We start from the raw sequence: 18,137 nt of genomic DNA on the forward strand, positions 1-18,137 counted from the left end.
TTCTGTCCGTCAGAGGTCGCCCGCAGCAACGGCCTTGCTCCCGGACGGCAAGGGTTGGTCGGGCCGCCACGTTGGCAGCGGCACGTCGGCATATTCCACGCGGTTGCGCATCGCCGGCGGCACCGGTCCTGTCGCGCCGCCGAGGCTGACGGCAACCAGATGCGGGTGATCGAGCTTGATCTGATAGAGGGATTTCGGCGCGTCCTTCTTCGGCTCGGCTGCCGCTTCCGACTGTTCCGAAGCCGGCTTTTTGGAGCAGATTTCCTCGCGCATATTATGCGTCGCCAGCACATCGCCTGAAGGTTTCAACGTTGCCAGTGAGATCAGGCGCGGGCCTGCCGGCAAGGCGAAGCCTTGATCGAGCAGGTCGGCGGCAGCCTCGGCGCGGCTGATGGCGGATTGTTCGCCCAGCACTATGGCAACTAGCGTGCGGCCATTGCGCGTTGCCGAACCGATCATGTTGAAGCCGGATTCGCATACGAAGCCGGTCTTCATGCCATCGGCCCCGGCATAACGGCCGATCAGCAGATTATAGTTGGAAATCTTGCGCTTGCCGAGCTGAAGCCCCTCGATCTCGAACATGGACTCGTATTGCGGGAAATCCTTGCGGATCGCAGTCACCAGAATGGCCAGATCACGGGCGGTCGTATATTGCTCGGGCGAGAACAGGCCGTTCGGATTGACGAAATGCGTGCCGCTCATGCCCAGGCGCGCCGCCTCGGCGTTCATGCGCCTGGAAAATGCCGCCTGCGAGCCGCCGATATTCTCACCGATCGCCATGGCCAGATCATTGGCGGATTTGACCAGCATCATCTCCAACGCAGCATCCAGCCGCATCACCGTTCCCGCCTTGAAGCCCATCTTGGACGGCGGCTCCTTGGCGGCATGCCTGGTCATCTTGATCGGCGAATCAAGCCGCACCTCACCGGCGGCGACGGCCCGGAAGGCGACATAGGCCGTCATCAGCTTGGACAACGAGGCCGGATACCAGCGCTGGAAGGCATCCTGATGTTCAAGCACCGCGCCATTGTCGAGGTCGAACAGGATGGAAGGATTGGCCAGGGCGGGGCCGCAAAGCAGCGAAAGCACTGTCGTGCCGGAAAGAACCAATTTCAGGAAACGCCTGTGCTTCATTGTGAAATCCGAAATCGTCTCTTGCGGTCGCCACCACCGGCTCCCTAATGTCGGCCGGGACACCAGTTGCTGGACCGGTCCCAACGCCCGGTCCGCACTCGGCGGGTGCTATCTAGCCTATGTGACCTCAACATGGCAAAGCGGCACCGATCACGATTGCGATGGGACCTGTTGTGTCTGTACGAAACCGAAGTGAGCCTGCTCCATGCCGATCCTGAACCGCGCCGCCGAAATGCAGAACGAAATCGCCACATGGCGACGTCATTTGCATGAAAACCCGGAACTCAATTTCGACGTCTTCAAGACCGCAGCTTTTGTCACCGACAAATTGAAGGCATTCGGATGCGACGAGGTGGTGACCGGGCTGGGCAAGACCGGTGTTGTCGGCATCATCCGCGGCCTCCAGGGCGAAGGCGCGACGGTCGGCCTGCGCGCCGATATGGACGCACTGCCGATCACCGAGATTACCGGCAAGCCATATGCTTCCACGACGCAAGGCAAGATGCATGCCTGTGGCCATGACGGGCACACGGCCATGCTGCTCGGTGCGGCGAAATATCTGGCGGAGACGCGCAATTTCGCGGGCACCGTCGCGCTCATCTTCCAGCCGGCCGAAGAGGGTGGCGGCGGCGGCAATGAAATGGTCAAGGACGGAATGATGGAGCGTTTCGGCATCGACAAGGTGTTCGGGATGCACAACATGCCGGGCCTGCCTTTGGGCCAGTTCGCCATTCGCCCCGGTGCAATCATGGCGGCCACGGCCGAGTTCACCATCACGGTGAAGGGACGCGGCGGCCATGCGGCGATGCCGCACGGCACGATCGACCCCATCGTCATTACCAGCCAACTGGTCGGGGCATTGCAGACGATTGCCTCGCGCAGCGCCGACCCTGTAGAGGCCGTCGTCGTGTCGGTGACGAAATTCCATGCCGGCGATGCCTATAATGTCATTCCCGAACAGGCTGAGATCGCCGGCACGGTGCGCACGCTGAAAAAGGACATGGCCAAGACCGCCGAGACGCGCATGCGTGCTATTTGCGCCGGTATTGCCGCCAGCTTCGGTGCGACGATCGATCTCGACTACGACGCCAACTATCCCGTGACCTTCAACCATGCGCAGGAAACCATCCTTGCCGGCGACGCCGCCGCCGCTGTCGCGGGTGAAGCGCAGGTCCATCGCGCCGTACCGCCGATGATGGGTGGCGAGGATTTTTCCTACATGCTGGAGGCTCGGCCCGGCGCATTCATATTCGTCGGCAATGGCGACAGTGCCGGTCTCCACAATCCGGCTTACGACTTCAATGACGAAGCGATCCCGCATGGCGTCAGTTACTGGGTCAAGCTGGCAGAGGCGGCGCTTGCCGCCTGAGCGGACGCGGAAGAGGGCGGCCTGTTGGAAAGCAAAGCTTTCACTTTCCTGATGACGTCATCGGCGAGACTTGCTACAGACGCGCCAATGTCCACGTAGCTCAGTTGGATAGAGCACAGGATTCCTATGAAGAATTGGGCATCGCGCTCGGAAACGGCGCGGTGAATCCGCTCAAAGTCGGGGAACGCTCAAGCCGCTGCGCGGCCAGCCAATCCCGAGCCAAGCGCCGGTGAAAGCCGGCGAAGGTGTAGAGACTGGACGGGCGGCGCCTAAAGGCCTTCAGGCCCATGGCGAAGGGACAGTCCAGACCACGAACGCCTGACGGCGGCGGCGGAAGCCGAAGTGGTATGAATCCTGGGGTCGCAGGTTCGAATCCTGCCGTGGACACCATCACACCCAAGTCTATTCCGGCGCATGGTTTGCATCTGTACCGCAGACATGGACGACAATCTCGCAGCAAAGAGCTTGGCGCTATTGTTTCATGACAATAGTAAGCGCCAATATACTTGACTTATTTGCTTTACTGTATCATCTCAAGCATGGGGTATATGCTTGGGGAATAAAATGGAACAGAGAGATTCTGTTGAGGAGATTTCTATCTCCGATATATTATTCAAGTTTTGGCACAACCGTGGATTGTTTTTACTCTTGCCAATTCTATTCGTGCTTACCGCTGCCACTGGATTGGCGGTTTGGAGCATCCGCCTTCACAGCCCGATTGAGTACTATATCAATCTGAAAGGCATCCAGGACGGCAAATATCCGAGCGGTGCTGCATTTTCACCAAACGATCTGCTGATCCCTCAGGTGATCGGCGCGGTTGCAAAGAAATTCGCGATCGAAGATCAGGCCGCACTTCGGCAGGCTTTTCAGGTCCGATACGGGTCCGTCCTTGAGGCCGGTCTGAACGATAAGTACCGGAAACGGCTGGCCAACAAGAGTCTGACCACAACCGAGATCGACGCAATCAACGCGCGCTACGCGGCCGAGCTGTCCAAGACCGTCCGCTCCGGCCTGAAAATCGATTTCGACTATCTCTCGGTCGGCGTCGACAAGGCGTCCGGCAAGGCCATGGCAGCGGCGCTTCCCGAAGCCTGGACAACAATCTACCCGCAGCTTTTCAAGGTCATTGTGGATACAAGGCTCCAGAATGTCGCCATTCCCAAGAACCTCGCGAAACTGGACGACGCATCCAGTCTGCTGTTCGCCAGCCACGCGATGCGGAATCTCCGTCGTGGGCTGACGATCATTTCCGAGGACGATCGGCTCAATTCCGTGGCGACCATCAAGGGGAATACCGCCGCCGATCTCATGCAAGGCCTGGATCGTTTCGCGACCCAGTATTTCGATCCGCTGTTCCAAACCATCGACCAGGAAGACCCGATTTCCGGGGCCTATGTTCGTCAGACGACGCTGGAGATTTCAAATCAACAACGGCAATTGGCCGGCTTCAACGCCACGATCAACGACCTGCAGAATTTTCGCGGCCTCAAGCAGAACCTGAGCGACGCCTCGTCGAGCGGAGCGTCCTTCAGCACGACCGGCACAAGCAGCGTGCAACTCAACGAAAGCGGCATCAATGAAATCGCCGGGCTCGTCGAACGCGCCACGCTGGCCGATTACCTGACCGAAGTGCTGAACAAGAGACAAGGAAAGCTGGTCGAAATCGCGGAACTGGAAAAGGAGTTGGCCATGTTGAAGAATCCACTTCCGGCCAACACCAGCACGGCATTCCGTGAAGCCGCAACGGAGCAGTTCAAGACGATCGTCGATCAATATACGGAATTGCTTGGCCTGGCGCAGCAGCGGTTCACCGGCTTCATCAATCAGATGTATGCTCCGGCTTCATCGCCCCAGGTCCTGGGCACATTGCTGCCACCGCGCTCGCTACAGATACTTGGCCTTTCGGCGCTGCTCGGATTGATCGCAGCCGGTATCGCATCAATGTTGCGGCCCGAAAAAATCAGGAAAGTCGCGGAGCGCGCCCCGCCGATGGTTTTGGCGGTCAACGGCTGACGCCAACGTGGCTCACGGGATTGGTTAATCCGGAATGGGGGCGAGCCCCCGTTCCGGATAGGGTCCGGTTTTATCCGATCGTCCGCTCCAACAGGTTCAGCCAATTCTTCCAGGCGATCTTTTCGATCAGTTCGCGGCCGTAACCGCGGGCGGCGAGTGCGTCGAGCAGCCGGGGAAGGCCGGTGACATCGCCTATCGCCGCCGGGATCATCGCGCCGTCGAAATCCGAGCCGAGTCCGACGCCGTCCTCGCCAAGCGCCTCCAGCAGCGCATCAACATGGCGTACCATGACGTCGAGGCCGGTGTCGGCATTCATCGTGCCGTCTTGGCGGAGGAAACCGGTGGCATAATTGAGACCGACCAGCCCGCGCGAATCGCGGATCGCGCCAAGCTGCCATTCGGTCAGATTGCGCGAATGCGGGCATATGGAATGCACATTGGAATGCGTAGCGACCAGCGGCGCGTCCGAGAGCTTCGCGACATCGCGAAAGCCTTTTTCATTCATATGCGACAAGTCGATCTGGATTTTCAGCCGGTTGCAGGCCTTAACCAGTGCCTTGCCGGCATCCGTCAGCCCCGGCCCGATATCGGGTGAGGAGGGGAAGCGAAACGGAACACCATAGGCAAACGCATTGGGGCGACTCCACACCGGCCCGAGCGAGCGCAGACCGGCGGCATGAAGCACGTCGAGCATGGCCAGATCAGGGTCGATCGCCTCCACGCCTTCGATGTGGAAGACGGCGGCAATGACGCCCTTGGCCATGGCGGCACGAATATCGGCCGCGCTGCGGCATATGGCCAGCGCGCCGGCGCGCTCCAGGCGCAGCAGGATGGAGGCCATGGCCAGCGTGGAATCAAGCGCATCGGCGCGGGCCAGTTCGGGTGCCGACGGCTCGTCGCTGCCGGGTGCCGATGGCACACTGCTGCGCTGCGATTTCGGATCCGGCGGCGGAAAGATCGCAAACATGCCGCCGGCGAAGCCGCCTTTTCTGGCGCGCGGAAGGTCGATATGCCAATTGGCCGGCGCGCCTTCGACGAACAGCTTCTCCTTGTCCGTCTCCTTGGCCATATAGAGCTTGAGCAGCGTGTCGTTATGGCCGTCGAAGACGGGGATCAGGTCGGCATCTGTCATGGCGGGAACCGTTCGATCATTTGCGAGATGGCGCCATTCGGCGCTGGCGATTACCCTGTTTAGGCAAGTGCGGCCAGTCACGCAAATGCCACGGCGGCCTCGGCCTTGGGGCTGCGATGCACGCGCACCCCTGCCAATCGGCTATGACAGGCTGTCGAGCTTGCGCTGCATGGCTGCGATCTGTTCCTTCAAATCCTTCAGCCCGTCGGGCTTCTCGTCTTCCGCCTGCTTTTTCGCCGGCTCGCCGGCTGGAGCCTGTTGCCCGCCCTGCGGAAATGACGTGAACATGCGCATGGCGTTCTGGAACATCTCGATATTACGCCGCGTCTGTTCCTCCAGCGCGTTCATTGGCGGAGCCATCTTCAACATATCGAGCGGCGTCTTGCCGAAACTGCCTTTCATCTGTTCGCGGAACCGCTCCTGCTCCTTGGCGAAGGCCACCATCGACTGTTCGAGAAAACTCGGCACGATCATCTGCATCTGGTCGCCATAAAAGGCGATCAACTGGCGCAGGAACGGGATCGGCAGCATGTTCTGCCCATCCTTGTTCTCCAGTTCGAAGATGATCTGGGTGAGCACCGGATGAGTGATGTCCTCGCCGGTCTTGGCATCCTGGACCGTGAAATCCTCACCCTTCTTCACCATTTCGGCAAGATCTTCGAGCGTTACATAAGTGCTGGTGCCGGTGTTGTAGAGCCGGCGATTGGCGTATTTCTTGATTGTCACCGCTTCATTTTTGGCGGCCATCAGTATCCTCCCCGGATTCGGCGCCTCCGTAAGCAGCCGATAACGATTGCGCGTCTAACGAAGGATAGGCGCAAAGCCGCGCCAATTCCAAGCACTTTTGTGCAGTGCGGGAGCCGATGCTCCTTTTCGGCGCTGCAAAATGCTGCGCAGCATGAATTTCCGACCGCCCGCAACTCTTCCCTAATACGGATTTCCGGTTTGACTTGCCTTCGCGAAAGGGCAACAAAAGTGGGCAGCGGCGCTGCCAAAGCGCGCCAGTTCGAGGTTCGGAGAACAAGATGCCTGCTTCCAATATCGTCATCGCCAGCGCCGCGCGCACCGCGGTCGGCTCGTTCAACGGCGCCTTTGCCAACATACCCGCGCATGAGCTTGGCGCGACCGTCATCAAGGCGCTGCTCGAGCGCGCCGGCGTCGAGGCCGGCAATGTCAACGAGGTGATCCTCGGCCAGGTGCTGACTGCGGCCCAGGGCCAGAATCCAGCCCGCCAGGCATCGATCCTTGCCGGCTTGCCCAAGGAAACGACCGCCTGGGGGCTCAACCAGGTCTGCGGCTCCGGCCTGCGCGCCATTGCGCTCGGCATGCAGCAGATCGCCGCCGGCGACGCGGCCATCGTGGTGGCGGGGGGCCAGGAATCCATGTCGCTCTCGCCGCATGCCCAGCATCTGCGCGGCGGCGTCAAGATGGGCGACGTCAAGTTGATCGACACGATGATCAAGGACGGCCTGTGGGACGCGTTCAACGGCTATCATATGGGCACCACTGCCGAGAATGTCGCCAGCAAGTTCCAGATCACCCGTGAGGATCAGGACAAGTTCGCGCTGGCTTCGCAGAACAAGGCCGAGGCGGCACAGAAGGCCGGAAGGTTTCAGGACGAGATCGTCGCCTTCACCGTCAAGGGCCGCAAGGGCGACACGGTGGTCGATCAGGACGAATATATCCGCCATGGTGCGACGATCGATGCGATGACCAAACTGCGGCCAGCCTTCGACAAGGACGGCACGGTGACGGCCGGCAACGCCTCCGGCATCAATGACGGCGCGGCGGCCGTGCTTTTGATGAGCGAGGCGGAAGCGGCGCGGCGCGGCATCACCCCGCTGGCACGCATCGCATCCTGGGCAACGGCGGGCGTCGATCCGGCGATCATGGGCACCGGCCCGATCCCGGCCTCGCGCAAGGCGCTGGAAAAGGCCGGCTGGGCGGTCGGCGATCTCGATCTGGTCGAGGCCAATGAAGCCTTCGCCGCGCAAGCCTGTGCCGTCAACAAGGACATGGGCTGGAACCCGGACATCGTCAATGTCAATGGCGGCGCGATCGCCATCGGTCATCCGATCGGCGCGTCGGGCGCCCGCATCTTCAACACGCTGGTCCACGAGATGAAGCGCCGCGGCGCGAATAAGGGCCTGGCGACGCTGTGCATCGGTGGCGGCATGGGCGTCGCCATGTGCGTGGAAGGGATGGACTGACCGGCAATCGGCAGCAGGCAGTCGGCGAAAAGGAACGGATAATCCCGACTGCCGAATGCCTGTTGCCGACCTGTCGATAACAAGGGGAGGATCACCATGAGCAAAGTCGCAATCGTCACCGGTGGGTCGCGCGGCATCGGCGCCGCCATTTCCGTCGGCCTCAGGGACGCGGGTTACAAGGTGGCCGCCAATTATGCCGGCAACGACGAGGCGGCGGCGAAATTCAAAGCTGAAACCGGCATCCCGGTCTATAAGTGGTCGGTCGCCGATTATGACGCCTGCGCGGCAGGTATCGCCAAGGTGGAGGCCGATCTCGGCCCGGTCGGCGTGCTGGTCAACAATGCCGGCATCACCCGCGACGCGATGTTTCACAAGATGACGCGCGAGCAGTGGAACGAGGTCATCGGCACTAATCTCAACGGCGTCTTCAACATGACGCATCCGCTGTGGGGCGGCATGCGCGAGCGAAAATTCGGCCGTGTCGTCACCATCTCGTCGATCAACGGCCAGAAGGGGCAGATGGGCCAGGCCAATTATTCCGCCTCCAAGGCCGGCGATATCGGTTTCACGAAGGCGCTTGCGCAAGAGGGCGCGCGCGCCGGCATCACCGTCAATGTCATCTGCCCCGGCTACATCGCCACCGACATGGTGATGGCCGTGCCCGAAAAGGTGCGGGAGGCCATCGTCGCGCAGATTCCGGTCGGCCGGCTGGGCGAGCCGCAGGAAATCGCCCGCTGCGTCGTCTTCCTTGCATCCGAGGAAGCCGGCTTCATCACCGGCTCGACCATCACGGCCAATGGCGGACAGTATTTCGCCTGATCCGCTCGGGTTCGGCCGGCCGCACTTCACCGTTGCCACGCCCGGCAAATGCCGTCTGGCCATTTCAAAGAACGGACCTTTCAAGCTTGAAAGGTCGGGAAGCGGGCGCGGGGCCGTACCTCCTAAGTTTAATTATATGGCACGGTTGTCCGCGCCCGCCGGCGTTTCTACCCTTGCCTTTCCCGGCCCATCGCCCATNCACGGTTGTCCGCGCCCGCCGGCGTTTCTACCCTTGCCTTTCCCGGCCCATCGCCCATTTGCGAGCGCGAGCAACGCAGGTCCGGTTCGGGCCGGGCGGTTCCGTTCACTGTTACGGATAACACACCCGGCGCCACACTTGCCTGGATGCTCGAGTGTGCACACCCGTTCCCGCTGGCAAGCTGCTGAGGGGGATTATGCGGGAGGGATGATGGGTGTGGATAAAGCGGCGAGAAAGAAATCGCCGTTAACGGGGCAAGCGCCTGATTGGCAACGGAATTATTCTTATCGATTACGGCAGGCGATAAATTTCCATCCACACGGACTGGAGCCGCCCCCATCCTTCGAGGCTCGCCCCTTCGACAAGCTCAGGAGCTCGCATCTCAGGATGAGGGCGGCGTGGTGCCGGTTTCTTCGCTTTGAGGCATCGGCAGCCCCCCCTCATCGTGAGGAGGCAGCGTGAGCTGCCGTCTCGAACGACGCACTACTCAAACTGGAGTCGCACCCCCTTACTCATGCTCAGAAGCCGGCCATGCCGGCGTCTCGAACGACGCACAATACAACTTGCCAATATAAGGTGAGAGCCCGAGGGGGCGGACTTCGAAGGGTCGAAGCATGCACAGCGAAAAGGGCGAGGGATGGCACCATCCAACCCGATTGCAAGCGTCACGGGAGGGCGCATTCCGGCGGGCCGGGCGGCGCAAGGTCGGCGAAGCTGCCGGCCTTTTCGACCGTCGTGATTATGGCGCGATCTCAGGTAAGAAAATACCGTCGAGGGCTTCCTTGTGTGGAATATTACAGTGTAACCTGATCCGGTTCGGGAGTGGCACCATGGCCCGGAGTAGGGAAATGGCCCCGTTTTCAAGACTAAGGCGCTCGCCAGAATGGCGGCGGCACAAATGACCTCTGGCAAGGTGTTCAGGGTGCTCGTGGCCGAGCGCAACCCATTGGTGGTTGCCGGTCTCGTCGACATGATCTCGCGCGATGCCCGTTTCAAGCTGGTCGCCAGCTTGCAGAGCGGCAAGGATTTTCTGGAAGCGGCGGTGAAGCAGGATCCCGCCTTCGACGTCGCCGTTCTCGGCTGGCGCCTGTCGGACGTCGACAGCGGCGAGGTGCTGGCCGAAATGCAGCGCCAGGCCATCCACGCCCGCGTCGTCATCTTTTCCAACGATCATGACGTCGGCATTCTCAAACGCTGCGTACGCCTTGGCGCGCAGGGCTATTGCTACCAATTCGAGGACCCGGCCATCCTTTTCGATGCGTTGACGGCGGTCGCCAATGGCCGCATCTCGATTCCCTTTGTCGACGTGTCGAAGATCAACGACACGCCGCTGTCGCGGTTGACGACGCGCGAGCGGGAATTGTTGTCGGTGCTGGCAGACGGCTGGACCAACATGCAGATTGCCGCGCGCACCGGTATTTCGGAAAACACGGTCAAATATCATTTGAAAAATCTCTACGACAAGCTGGATGTTCGCAACCGCGCGATGGCCGTGGCGCTTTACGCCAGCGAGAAGGGTCGCAGTTCGACGCCGGAACGTCGTGCCTCCGATTGAACGCGTGGCGTTTCCGCATTTTGATGGCACATCAAAACCATCCGAAAAGCGGCAACCGCTTTTCAGGCTGACGATCGAGGCCCGCGCCGGACTTCGTAAGATGTAGCTTACATTACCGACGCCCCTCTGATGCGGGCGCGAGGGCAACGACGCTGTCGCCGCCAACGACGCCGATAGGCGCGACCGGGTAGGAAAAAGCCTATCCGATGGGAGGCGGCTGCCTCCGAAAGAGTAGTTTGGCGCCAGTCTGCAAAGGGCCACTTTCCTATCTTGGCAGGTGTTGTGGCAGGGCCGGCCGCGTCGCAACCTTCATGCGACATTCCGGCGGAATCCAGATCCGCCATCATCAAAGGAGGATCGTCATGGCCGGTTTCACTCAGCTCTTCGTTCCGGGCCCCACCAATGTGCCCGAGACGGTGCGTCAGGCAATGAACATGCCCATGGAGGACATGCGCGCGCCGACCTATCCAACCTTCACGCGGGGTCTGTTCGAGGACATCAACAAGATTTTCCGCAACGAAAGCGGCCGCACCTTCATCTTCCCGTCCTCGGGAACCGGCGCTTGGGAATCCGCCATCACCAACACCCTCAACCCCGGCGACCGCGTGCTGATGGCGCGCTTCGGCCAATTCTCGCATCTATGGGTGGACATGGCCGAGCGTCTCGGCCTTGACGTCGATGTCGTCGATGTCGAATGGGGCACGGGCGTTCCGGTCGAGATTTTCGCCGACCGTCTGGCCAAGGACAAGGAACATCGCATCAAGGCGGTGTTCGTCACCCAGAACGAGACGGCGACGGGCGTCACCAGCGATGTCGCCGGCGTGCGCGCCGCGCTCGATGCCGCCAAGCATCCGGCGCTGCTTTATGTCGATGGCGTCTCGTCGGTCGGTTCGATCGATTTCCGCCAGACCGAATGGGGCGTGGACCTGGCCGTTTCCGGCTCCCAGAAGGGCTTCATGCTGCCGCCCGGCCTCGGCTTCCTGTCGGTCAGCCAGAAGGCGCTAGACGTTGCCAAGGACACGACCAGGAACAACCGCTCGAACCGCTGCTATTTCTCCTTCGAGGACATGATCAAGGCCAACGACACCGGCTTCTTCCCCTATACGCCGGCGGTGCAGTTGCTGCGGGGCCTTCGCGCCTCGATCGATCTGCTGCTGGAAGAGGGGCTGGACAATGTGTTCCAGCGCCACGCCAGACTGGCGGAGGGCGTGCGCCGGGCGGTGGCGGCCTGGGACCTCAAGCTCTGCGCCAAGGAACCCAAATGGTATTCCGACACGGTCAGCGCCGTCGTGGTGCCGGAAGGCATCGACAGTGCCAATATCGTGCGCACCGCTTTTGAGAACTACCAGACTTCGCTCGGTGGCGGTCTGTCCAAGGTGGCCGGCAAGGTGTTCCGTATCGGCCATCTCGGTTGGGTCAATGAAGTGATGATGTGCGGCGCGCTGTCGGCGGCCGAAATGACGCTTCTGGATTGCGGCGTGAAGGTCAAGCCCGGTTCGGGCGTGGGTGCTGCGCTGGAATATTACCGCGAATCCCGCCAGCCGGCGATCGCCAAGGCAGCCTGAGGAGAGCGAGATGAGCCACACCATTCACCATTTGCGCAAGCTTCGTCTGCAGCGCAGCGAGCTGGCCGTACCGGGCTCCAATGCCGAGATGATCCGCAAGGCCGCCGACGGTCACGCCGATTACGTCTTCCTCGACATCGAGGATGCGGTGGCGCCACCGGACAAGGACAAGGCGCGCAAGAACATCATCGAGGCGCTCAACGAGATCGACTGGCGCGGCCGCGGCAAGACCATTTCGGTGCGCATCAACGGCCTCGACACCCATTACATGTATCGCGACGTGGTCGATGTGATGGAGCAGGCCGGCGACAAGTTCGACACCATCCTGGTGCCGAAGGTCGGCGTGCCGGCCGACCTCTATACGGTCGAGGCGATCGTCAACCAGATCGAGATGGGCAAGGGTTTCAAGACCCGTGTCGGGCTCGAGGCGCTGATCGAGACGGCGCTCGGCATGGCCAATGTCGAGGCCATCGCGGCCTATGGCGGCCGGCTGGAGGCCCTGCATTTCGGCGTTGCCGACTATGCGGCGAGCGTCAAGGCGCGCACCGTCAATATCGGTGGCCTCAACCCCGACTATCCTGGCGACCAGTGGCATGCCGCCATCTCGCGCATGACGGTGGCCTGCCGGGCCTATGGCCTGCGCGCCATCGACGGACCGTTCGGTGATTTCTCCGATCCGGAAGGCTTCATCGCCGCCGCCAAGCGCGCCGCCGCTCTGGGCATCGAGGGCAAGTGGGCGATCCATCCCTCGCAGGTGGATCTGGCCAACACCGTGTTCTCGCCGCCGGAAAAGGAAGTCACCCGCGCCCGCCGCATCATCGAGGTGCTCAAGGAGGCCGAGGAGCAGGGCAAGGGCGCGGCCGCCCTCGACGGCAAGATGATCGATGCCGCCTCCGAGCGCATGGCCCGCAACGTGCTGGTCATGCACGAGGCGATCGAAAGCTCGGCGCAGGCCCGCGCCTCGCTGCCCAACTAAACCCGAACGGAGGAGTTCGACATGGATATCCACGAATACCAGGCCAAGGAACTGCTTTCGCGCTATTCGGTGAACATTCCGCGCGGCGGGCTCGCCTACAGCCCGGAACAGGCGACCTATCGCGCCAGCGAGATTGGCGGCGACCAGTGGGTTGTCAAGGCGCAGATCCATTCCGGCGCCCGCGGCAAGGCCGGCGGCATCCGCGTGTGCAAATCCGACAGCGAAGTGTCGGAAGCGGCGGAAAGCATGCTCGGCCGCAAGCTGGTCACCAAGCAGACCGGCCCCAAGGGCAAGCTGGTTTCCCGTCTTTATATCGAAGAGACGGTCGATATCGCCCAGGAGCTTTACCTGGGCATCGTGCTCGACCGTAAATCCGAGCGCGTGATGATCGTGGCGTCGGCGTCAGGCGGCATGGAGATCGAGGAGATCGCCGAAAAGCAGCCCGATTCCATCATCCGCGCCGTCGTCGATCCGGGTGCCGGCATGCAGCAATTCCAGGCGCGCGAGATCGCTTTCGGACTCGGACTTGAAAACCATTTGATCGGCAAGGCCGTCGATACGCTGATGGGCTGCTACCGGGTGTTCCGCGATTTCGACGCCTCGATGCTGGAAATCAATCCGCTGGTGGTGACCAAGGACGGGCAGTTGCTGGCGCTCGACGGCAAGATGTCGTTCGACGAGAACGCGCTGTTCCGCCGGGCCGAGATTTCCGAGCTGCGCGACAAGAGCCAGGAAGACCCGCGCGAGACCTTCGCCAGCGATCGCGGCCTGTCCTATGTCGGCCTCGACGGCAATATCGGCTGCATCATCAACGGCGCCGGTCTGGCCATGGCGACGATGGACATGATCAAGATCGCCGGCGGCGAACCGGCGAACTTCCTCGACATCGGTGGCGGCGCTTCGCCCGAGCGTGTGTCCAAGGCGTTCCGCGCGGTGCTGGCCGACCAGAATGTCGAGACGATCCTGGTCAACATCTTCGCCGGCATCAATCGCTGCGACTGGGTTGCCGAAGGTGTTGTCAAGGCGATCCGCGAGGTCGGCGTTTCCGTGCCGCTGGTGGTTCGGCTGGCCGGCACCAATGTGGAGGAAGGCCGGCGCATTCTGGCGGAATCGGGCGAGAAGGTGATTGTCACCGACACACTGGCCGAGGCTGCCGAAAAGGCGGTCGAGTCCATGCGCGCATTCTCGAAGTCGAAAAAGCACTAAGGGAGGACCACAATGAGCATTCTTCTCGACCGGCGCACGCGCGTCATCGTTCAAGGTCTCACCGGCAAGATCGGCACCTTCCATGCGCAGGATATGAAGCGCTATGGCACCAAGGTCGTCGGCGGAGTGACCCCCGGCAAGGGCGGCATGATCCATCACGGCATGCCCGTCTTCAATACGGTCAAGGGCGCCGTGCGCGAGACCGGCGCCGAAGCCTCAATCGTGTTCGTGCCGCCGCCCTTTGCCGCGGATTCGATCATGGAAGCGGCGGATGCGGGCCTGAAGCTTTGCGTGTGCATCACCGACGGCATTCCCTCGCAGGACATGATGCGCGTCAAGCGTTACATGCGGCGCTTCCGCTATGAGGACCGCATGCGCCTCATCGGCCCGAACTGCGCCGGCGTCATCACCCCCGGCCAGGCGTCCATGGGCATCATGCCGGGCTCCATCTACCTGCCGGGCCGCGTCGGCATCGTCGGCCGTTCCGGTACGCTGGGCTATGAGGCGGCCGCGCAGATGAAGGCGCTCGGCATCGGCGTTTCGACCAGCGTCGGTATCGGCGGCGATCCGATCAACGGCTCGTCCTTCCTCGACATGCTCAAGCTGTTCGAGGAGGACGAGGACACCGACGCCGTCGTCATGATCGGCGAGATCGGCGGGCCGCAGGAGGCCGAGGCCGGCGAATGGGCCAAGCACAATATGCGCAAGCCCCTGATCGCTTACGTTGCCGGTCTTTCGGCGCCCAAGGGCAAACGCATGGGTCATGCCGGCGCCATCATTTCCGCCTTCGGCGAATCGGCCCAGGAAAAGGTCGAGATCCTGCGCGAAGCGGGCGTCACCATCGTGCCGACGCCGGCGGAATTCGGCCCGACCGTGGCGGCTGTGCTGGAACAGAAGAAAAAGGCGGCCTGAACAGGCTGTCCGGAAGCGGCTCCGGTCACGGGGCCGCTTCTTCATCATGACAAACGGGATTGATCGGCGAAGGCTCATGAAACCGCGTATCATCGTAACCCGGCGTTGGCCGGATGCTGTCGAGCACATTCTGGCCGAGCGTTTCGACACCACCTTCAATCGCGGCGACGCGCCGCTCAAGCCGATCGAGCTCAAGGCCGCCTTTCAGGCGTTCGACGCGATCCTGCCCACTGTAAGCGATAGCCTGCCGGCTTCGCTGTTTCCCGAATCCGATTCACGCACGCGCATCATCGCCAATTACGGGGTCGGCTTCAGTCACATCGATATCGATGCCGCGCGCGCGCAGGGGATCGTCGTCACCAATACGCCGGGCGTGCTGACCGACTGCACCGCCGACATCGCACTCAGCCTGCTGCTTGCCGTTGCGCGTCGCGCCGGCGAAGGCGAGCGGCAGTTGCGCGCCGGCGAATGGGCGGGCTGGTGCCCGACCCACATGATCGGCGCCAAGGTCACCGGCAAGACCATCGGCATTATCGGCATGGGCCGCATCGGCAAGGCGACGGCCAAGCGCGCGCATTTCGGCTTCGACATGGATGTCGTGTTCTACAATCGCTCCAAGGTGGACGATGAAGAAACCCGCGCCATGGGCGCGAGGCAATTGCCGACCATCGAGGATGTGCTGGCCGAGGCCGATTTCGTCTCGCTGCATTGTCCCGGCGGCGCGGCTAACCGCCATCTCATCAATGCCGAAAGGCTGGCGGCGATGAAGCCCGGCGCTTTCCTCATCAATACGGCGCGCGGCGACGTCGTCGACCAGGCGGCGCTGGTGGCGGCGCTGGAGAGCGGCAAGCTGGCTGGCGCCGGCCTCGACGTGTTCGACGGCGAGCCGGTGGTGCCCGAGGGGCTGACACGGCTGGAAAACGTCGTGCTGCTGCCGCATCTGGGCAGCGCCACGGAAGAGACGCGCGTGGCCATGGGCATGAAGGCGGTCGATAATCTCACGGCGTTTTTTGACGGTAAGGAAGTGCCCGACCGCGTGGTGTGATCGCGGACTTCGACGCCACGCTGCATCACTGTCGTGCGTCGTTCGAGCCGGCAGTTTCCTGCCTTCAGGCTACGGGCTTGCGCCTGCGCCCATTGGCGTCGGAGGACAGGTTGCGGGCTCCTCAGCATGAGGGAGGTGGTGCTATCTCGCCCTCGGTCTGTCTGAAGGTGGCTCCCGCCCTCATCCTTGAGGTGCGAGTTCCTGAGTCCTGAGCTTGTGGAAGGATCGAAGGGGGCGAGCCTCGAAGGACGCACGGCAGGCAATGAAAAAGGGCGGTTGAACAAATCGCTCAATCGCCCCGTCATTCTGTCGCTCTGTTGCCGGCGATATCTATTCGTCCGTGTCCTGGTTCCTGGACGTTTCGGCGGCGCGCTCGAAGTGCAGCATCACTTCGTCCTTCAATGCACCTTCGATACCGACCTGGGCCATGGCCTTTTCCATGCATGAAAGCCACAGGTCGCGCATCTTCGGGCCGATATGGATGTGCTCGTGGATTTCGGTGAGGCGTGAATGACCATGTTGCAGGACATAACGGCTCGGGCCGCCGAAGAAGCCGGAGAGATAGTTGAACTGTTCCCGGCGGGAATGTGCCACGCCCTGGCCGCGCATATGCAAGAGATGCAACTCGGCGGCGTCAGGGTCCTGTTCGATAATGTCGTAAAACGTCTCGACCAGTTTGCGGATGCCCTCTTCCTCGCCGAGTTCCTTGTAGAGCCTGTATGATTTGGCTGTAATCTTCCTGGCGTGATCGCCGGTCGCTGTCGCTACATCCATGGAGATGCAACTCCTTTCTGCACTGCGTCCGGGTCAACCCTTTGATCAGGCCGAAACGGCCGCTGACCCGGTGAGCAGCATAGCACGGGGCTGCTGCTCCTCTTTGTCCTGGCGCAACGAACCCTTCTGAGGAACGCTTGGCGCCTTTCAGGCCGGCGTCTCAGTCCGGCCCGAAACCCGGCGATGTCGGCGCGCCGTCGTCGCGCTTCGACAGCCATTCCACCACAGTCGGCCGATAGCGGACGAGGCCCTTATATTCGGCCAGTTCGTTCGGCAGGTCGCGCAGCACGCGGTGGAAGCGACGCGCCCATTTCGGTGACGTCGTCAGTTCGTCCATGCTGATGAGATAGCAGCGGATCGGGAACAGGATGGCATTGGAGCGGGGCAGGCGGAAGAACATCTGCACCTCGACGCGCAAATGCACCTTCTGCCCGACATTCTCGGGCGTTACCGTGGCGCGGTCGGTGCCCCATTTGTGGAAGTTCTCCGGGCTGGTGTCGAGCCGCGGATTGATGGTCATGGTCCAGTTGAGGCGGCGTGCGGGCTGCCCCTGCTGGATCGAGGTCAGGAACTTCAGCGCGCGGGTGAATACGCCCATTTCATGGGCCAGTGGAACCGGGGCGTGCCATTCGAAGAAGTTCATGCCGATGTCGAAATCGAGGGACCAGTCGGCCTGGGTGGTCACCATGCCGGCATCCATCCACAAATTGTTTTCGCGCTGGTCGCAGACGGCGAAATCGCCCTGGCTCTGGCGCGTGATGTATTCGAGCGGGCTGTAGGGCAGGGTGGCGGTGTCGCCGAAGGTGAAATGATCGTCGATGCCGAGCGGCCGGTTGATCCAGTGCCATTTGTCGCCGTCGCGCGTCAGCGTGAACAGGTCCGGATAGCTCGCGGCCTTTTCGGTCATCAACAGTTCGAGTGTATCCCAGCCGGCCAAAGTCATATGCGGCAGAGACTGGCAGCGAAGCGGATCTTCCGCCAGCACGATGGCGCGGTCGCGCATCTCGGAAACGTAATGCTCATCGACATCGAACAGATGTTCGAACACCGAGTTCTTGCGGGTCGGCACATGCGGTTCGATATTGACCGAATACATGTAGCCGTCCTCGTGGAACGGGAAGGGAAAGCGGCGAATCTGTTCAGGGCTGTTCCTGAAGGTATAATCGTCGCGAAATGTTTCCTGCTTGAAGTTGATTCCCATTTTTTCCTCCGCGCCTGCCGACCC

At 61.8% G+C, this 18,137-nt stretch carries 15 protein-coding genes; 10 read left to right on the forward strand and 5 right to left on the reverse strand.

Annotation, left to right across the window (positions count from 1 at the left end; all coding sequences use genetic code 11):
- Window positions 1–9: 9 nt before the first annotated feature.
- Complete coding sequence (locus BFN67_RS13750) at window positions 10–1,134, reverse strand: D-alanyl-D-alanine carboxypeptidase family protein (RefSeq protein ID WP_080920137.1); 1,125 nt, start codon at window positions 1,132–1,134, stop codon at window positions 10–12.
- Between the two features lie 205 nt (window positions 1,135–1,339).
- Here BFN67_RS13750 and BFN67_RS13755 point away from each other — a divergent pair, with 205 nt between their 5' ends.
- On the forward strand, window positions 1,340–2,503 hold the full coding sequence (locus tag BFN67_RS13755; RefSeq protein ID WP_080920138.1) for a M20 aminoacylase family protein: 1,164 nt from the start codon (window positions 1,340–1,342) through the stop codon (window positions 2,501–2,503).
- 648 nt (window positions 2,504–3,151) lie between these two features.
- Window positions 3,152–4,519, forward strand: a complete 1,368-nt coding sequence (locus BFN67_RS13760) for a hypothetical protein (RefSeq protein WP_139789172.1) — start codon at window positions 3,152–3,154, stop codon at window positions 4,517–4,519.
- A gap of 70 nt (window positions 4,520–4,589) precedes the next feature.
- Here the strand turns inward: BFN67_RS13760 and BFN67_RS13765 are convergent, their stop codons facing one another.
- Window positions 4,590–5,651 (reverse strand): dipeptidase, encoded by a 1,062-nt coding sequence (locus tag BFN67_RS13765; RefSeq protein ID WP_080920140.1) that lies wholly within the window; start codon window positions 5,649–5,651, stop codon window positions 4,590–4,592.
- A gap of 141 nt (window positions 5,652–5,792) precedes the next feature.
- Window positions 5,793–6,398, reverse strand: coding sequence for a polyhydroxyalkanoate synthesis repressor PhaR (gene phaR, locus BFN67_RS13770; protein ID WP_080920141.1), 606 nt, complete (start codon window positions 6,396–6,398; stop codon window positions 5,793–5,795).
- 278 nt (window positions 6,399–6,676) lie between these two features.
- Here phaR and BFN67_RS13775 point away from each other — a divergent pair, with 278 nt between their 5' ends.
- The 8 genes from BFN67_RS13775 to BFN67_RS13810 all read left to right on the forward strand — a co-directional run bounded on the left by BFN67_RS13775 (window position 6,677) and on the right by BFN67_RS13810 (window position 16,138).
- Entirely contained in the window at window positions 6,677–7,861 is a 1,185-nt protein-coding gene (locus BFN67_RS13775; protein ID WP_080920142.1) for an acetyl-CoA C-acetyltransferase, read from the forward strand.
- 96 nt (window positions 7,862–7,957) lie between these two features.
- Window positions 7,958–8,680: a beta-ketoacyl-ACP reductase gene (phbB, locus tag BFN67_RS13780; protein WP_080920143.1), complete on the forward strand. Its 723-nt coding sequence runs from the start codon at window positions 7,958–7,960 to the stop codon at window positions 8,678–8,680.
- 1,097 nt (window positions 8,681–9,777) lie between these two features.
- Entirely contained in the window at window positions 9,778–10,434 is a 657-nt protein-coding gene (locus BFN67_RS13785) for a LuxR C-terminal-related transcriptional regulator (protein WP_080920179.1), read from the forward strand.
- Between the two features lie 362 nt (window positions 10,435–10,796).
- On the forward strand, window positions 10,797–11,999 hold the full coding sequence (locus tag BFN67_RS13790; RefSeq protein WP_080920144.1) for an aminotransferase class V-fold PLP-dependent enzyme: 1,203 nt from the start codon (window positions 10,797–10,799) through the stop codon (window positions 11,997–11,999).
- A 10-nt stretch (window positions 12,000–12,009) separates the two neighbouring features.
- On the forward strand, window positions 12,010–12,975 hold the full coding sequence (locus BFN67_RS13795; RefSeq protein ID WP_080920145.1) for an HpcH/HpaI aldolase/citrate lyase family protein: 966 nt from the start codon (window positions 12,010–12,012) through the stop codon (window positions 12,973–12,975).
- A 21-nt stretch (window positions 12,976–12,996) separates the two neighbouring features.
- A complete protein-coding gene (locus tag BFN67_RS13800; RefSeq protein ID WP_080920146.1) occupies window positions 12,997–14,181 on the forward strand; it encodes a malate--CoA ligase subunit beta in 1,185 nt (394 codons plus the stop codon).
- A 12-nt stretch (window positions 14,182–14,193) separates the two neighbouring features.
- Entirely contained in the window at window positions 14,194–15,093 is a 900-nt protein-coding gene (gene sucD / locus BFN67_RS13805) for a succinate--CoA ligase subunit alpha (RefSeq protein WP_080920147.1), read from the forward strand.
- A gap of 76 nt (window positions 15,094–15,169) precedes the next feature.
- Window positions 15,170–16,138 carry a 2-hydroxyacid dehydrogenase gene (locus tag BFN67_RS13810; protein ID WP_080920148.1) on the forward strand — a complete coding sequence of 323 codons (969 nt, stop codon included), beginning with the start codon at window positions 15,170–15,172 and terminating at the stop codon, window positions 16,136–16,138.
- Window positions 16,139–16,468: 330 nt separating this feature from the next.
- Here BFN67_RS13810 and BFN67_RS13815 read toward each other — a convergent pair whose 3' ends face one another.
- Both BFN67_RS13815 and BFN67_RS13820 read right to left on the reverse strand, forming a co-directional pair.
- Entirely contained in the window at window positions 16,469–16,912 is a 444-nt protein-coding gene (locus tag BFN67_RS13815) for a group II truncated hemoglobin (RefSeq protein WP_080920149.1), read from the reverse strand.
- Between the two features lie 160 nt (window positions 16,913–17,072).
- Complete coding sequence (locus tag BFN67_RS13820) at window positions 17,073–18,113, reverse strand: heme-dependent oxidative N-demethylase family protein (protein WP_080920150.1); 1,041 nt, start codon at window positions 18,111–18,113, stop codon at window positions 17,073–17,075.
- Between the last annotated feature and the right edge of the window lie 24 nt (window positions 18,114–18,137).

Source organism: Manganibacter manganicus (assembly GCF_002075885.1).
Classification (GTDB): domain Bacteria; phylum Pseudomonadota; class Alphaproteobacteria; order Rhizobiales; family Rhizobiaceae; genus Mesorhizobium; species Mesorhizobium manganicum.

What these genes read in the sequence shown, in the direction of transcription:
- BFN67_RS13750 (WP_080920137.1), bottom strand. Translation starts at nt 1,134, where the DNA reads ATGAAGCACAGGCGTTTCCTGAAATTGGTTCTTTCCGGCACGACAGTG.
- BFN67_RS13755 (WP_080920138.1), top strand. Translation starts at nt 1,340, where the DNA reads ATGCCGATCCTGAACCGCGCCGCCGAAATGCAGAACGAAATCGCCACA.
- BFN67_RS13765 (WP_080920140.1), bottom strand. Translation starts at nt 5,651, where the DNA reads ATGACAGATGCCGACCTGATCCCCGTCTTCGACGGCCATAACGACACG.
- phaR (WP_080920141.1), bottom strand. Translation starts at nt 6,398, where the DNA reads ATGGCCGCCAAAAATGAAGCGGTGACAATCAAGAAATACGCCAATCGC.
- BFN67_RS13775 (WP_080920142.1), top strand. Translation starts at nt 6,677, where the DNA reads ATGCCTGCTTCCAATATCGTCATCGCCAGCGCCGCGCGCACCGCGGTC.
- phbB (WP_080920143.1), top strand. Translation starts at nt 7,958, where the DNA reads ATGAGCAAAGTCGCAATCGTCACCGGTGGGTCGCGCGGCATCGGCGCC.
- BFN67_RS13785 (WP_080920179.1), top strand. Translation starts at nt 9,778, where the DNA reads ATGACCTCTGGCAAGGTGTTCAGGGTGCTCGTGGCCGAGCGCAACCCA.
- BFN67_RS13790 (WP_080920144.1), top strand. Translation starts at nt 10,797, where the DNA reads ATGGCCGGTTTCACTCAGCTCTTCGTTCCGGGCCCCACCAATGTGCCC.
- BFN67_RS13795 (WP_080920145.1), top strand. Translation starts at nt 12,010, where the DNA reads ATGAGCCACACCATTCACCATTTGCGCAAGCTTCGTCTGCAGCGCAGC.
- BFN67_RS13800 (WP_080920146.1), top strand. Translation starts at nt 12,997, where the DNA reads ATGGATATCCACGAATACCAGGCCAAGGAACTGCTTTCGCGCTATTCG.
- sucD (WP_080920147.1), top strand. Translation starts at nt 14,194, where the DNA reads ATGAGCATTCTTCTCGACCGGCGCACGCGCGTCATCGTTCAAGGTCTC.
- BFN67_RS13810 (WP_080920148.1), top strand. Translation starts at nt 15,170, where the DNA reads ATGAAACCGCGTATCATCGTAACCCGGCGTTGGCCGGATGCTGTCGAG.
- BFN67_RS13815 (WP_080920149.1), bottom strand. Translation starts at nt 16,912, where the DNA reads ATGGATGTAGCGACAGCGACCGGCGATCACGCCAGGAAGATTACAGCC.
- BFN67_RS13820 (WP_080920150.1), bottom strand. Translation starts at nt 18,113, where the DNA reads ATGGGAATCAACTTCAAGCAGGAAACATTTCGCGACGATTATACCTTC.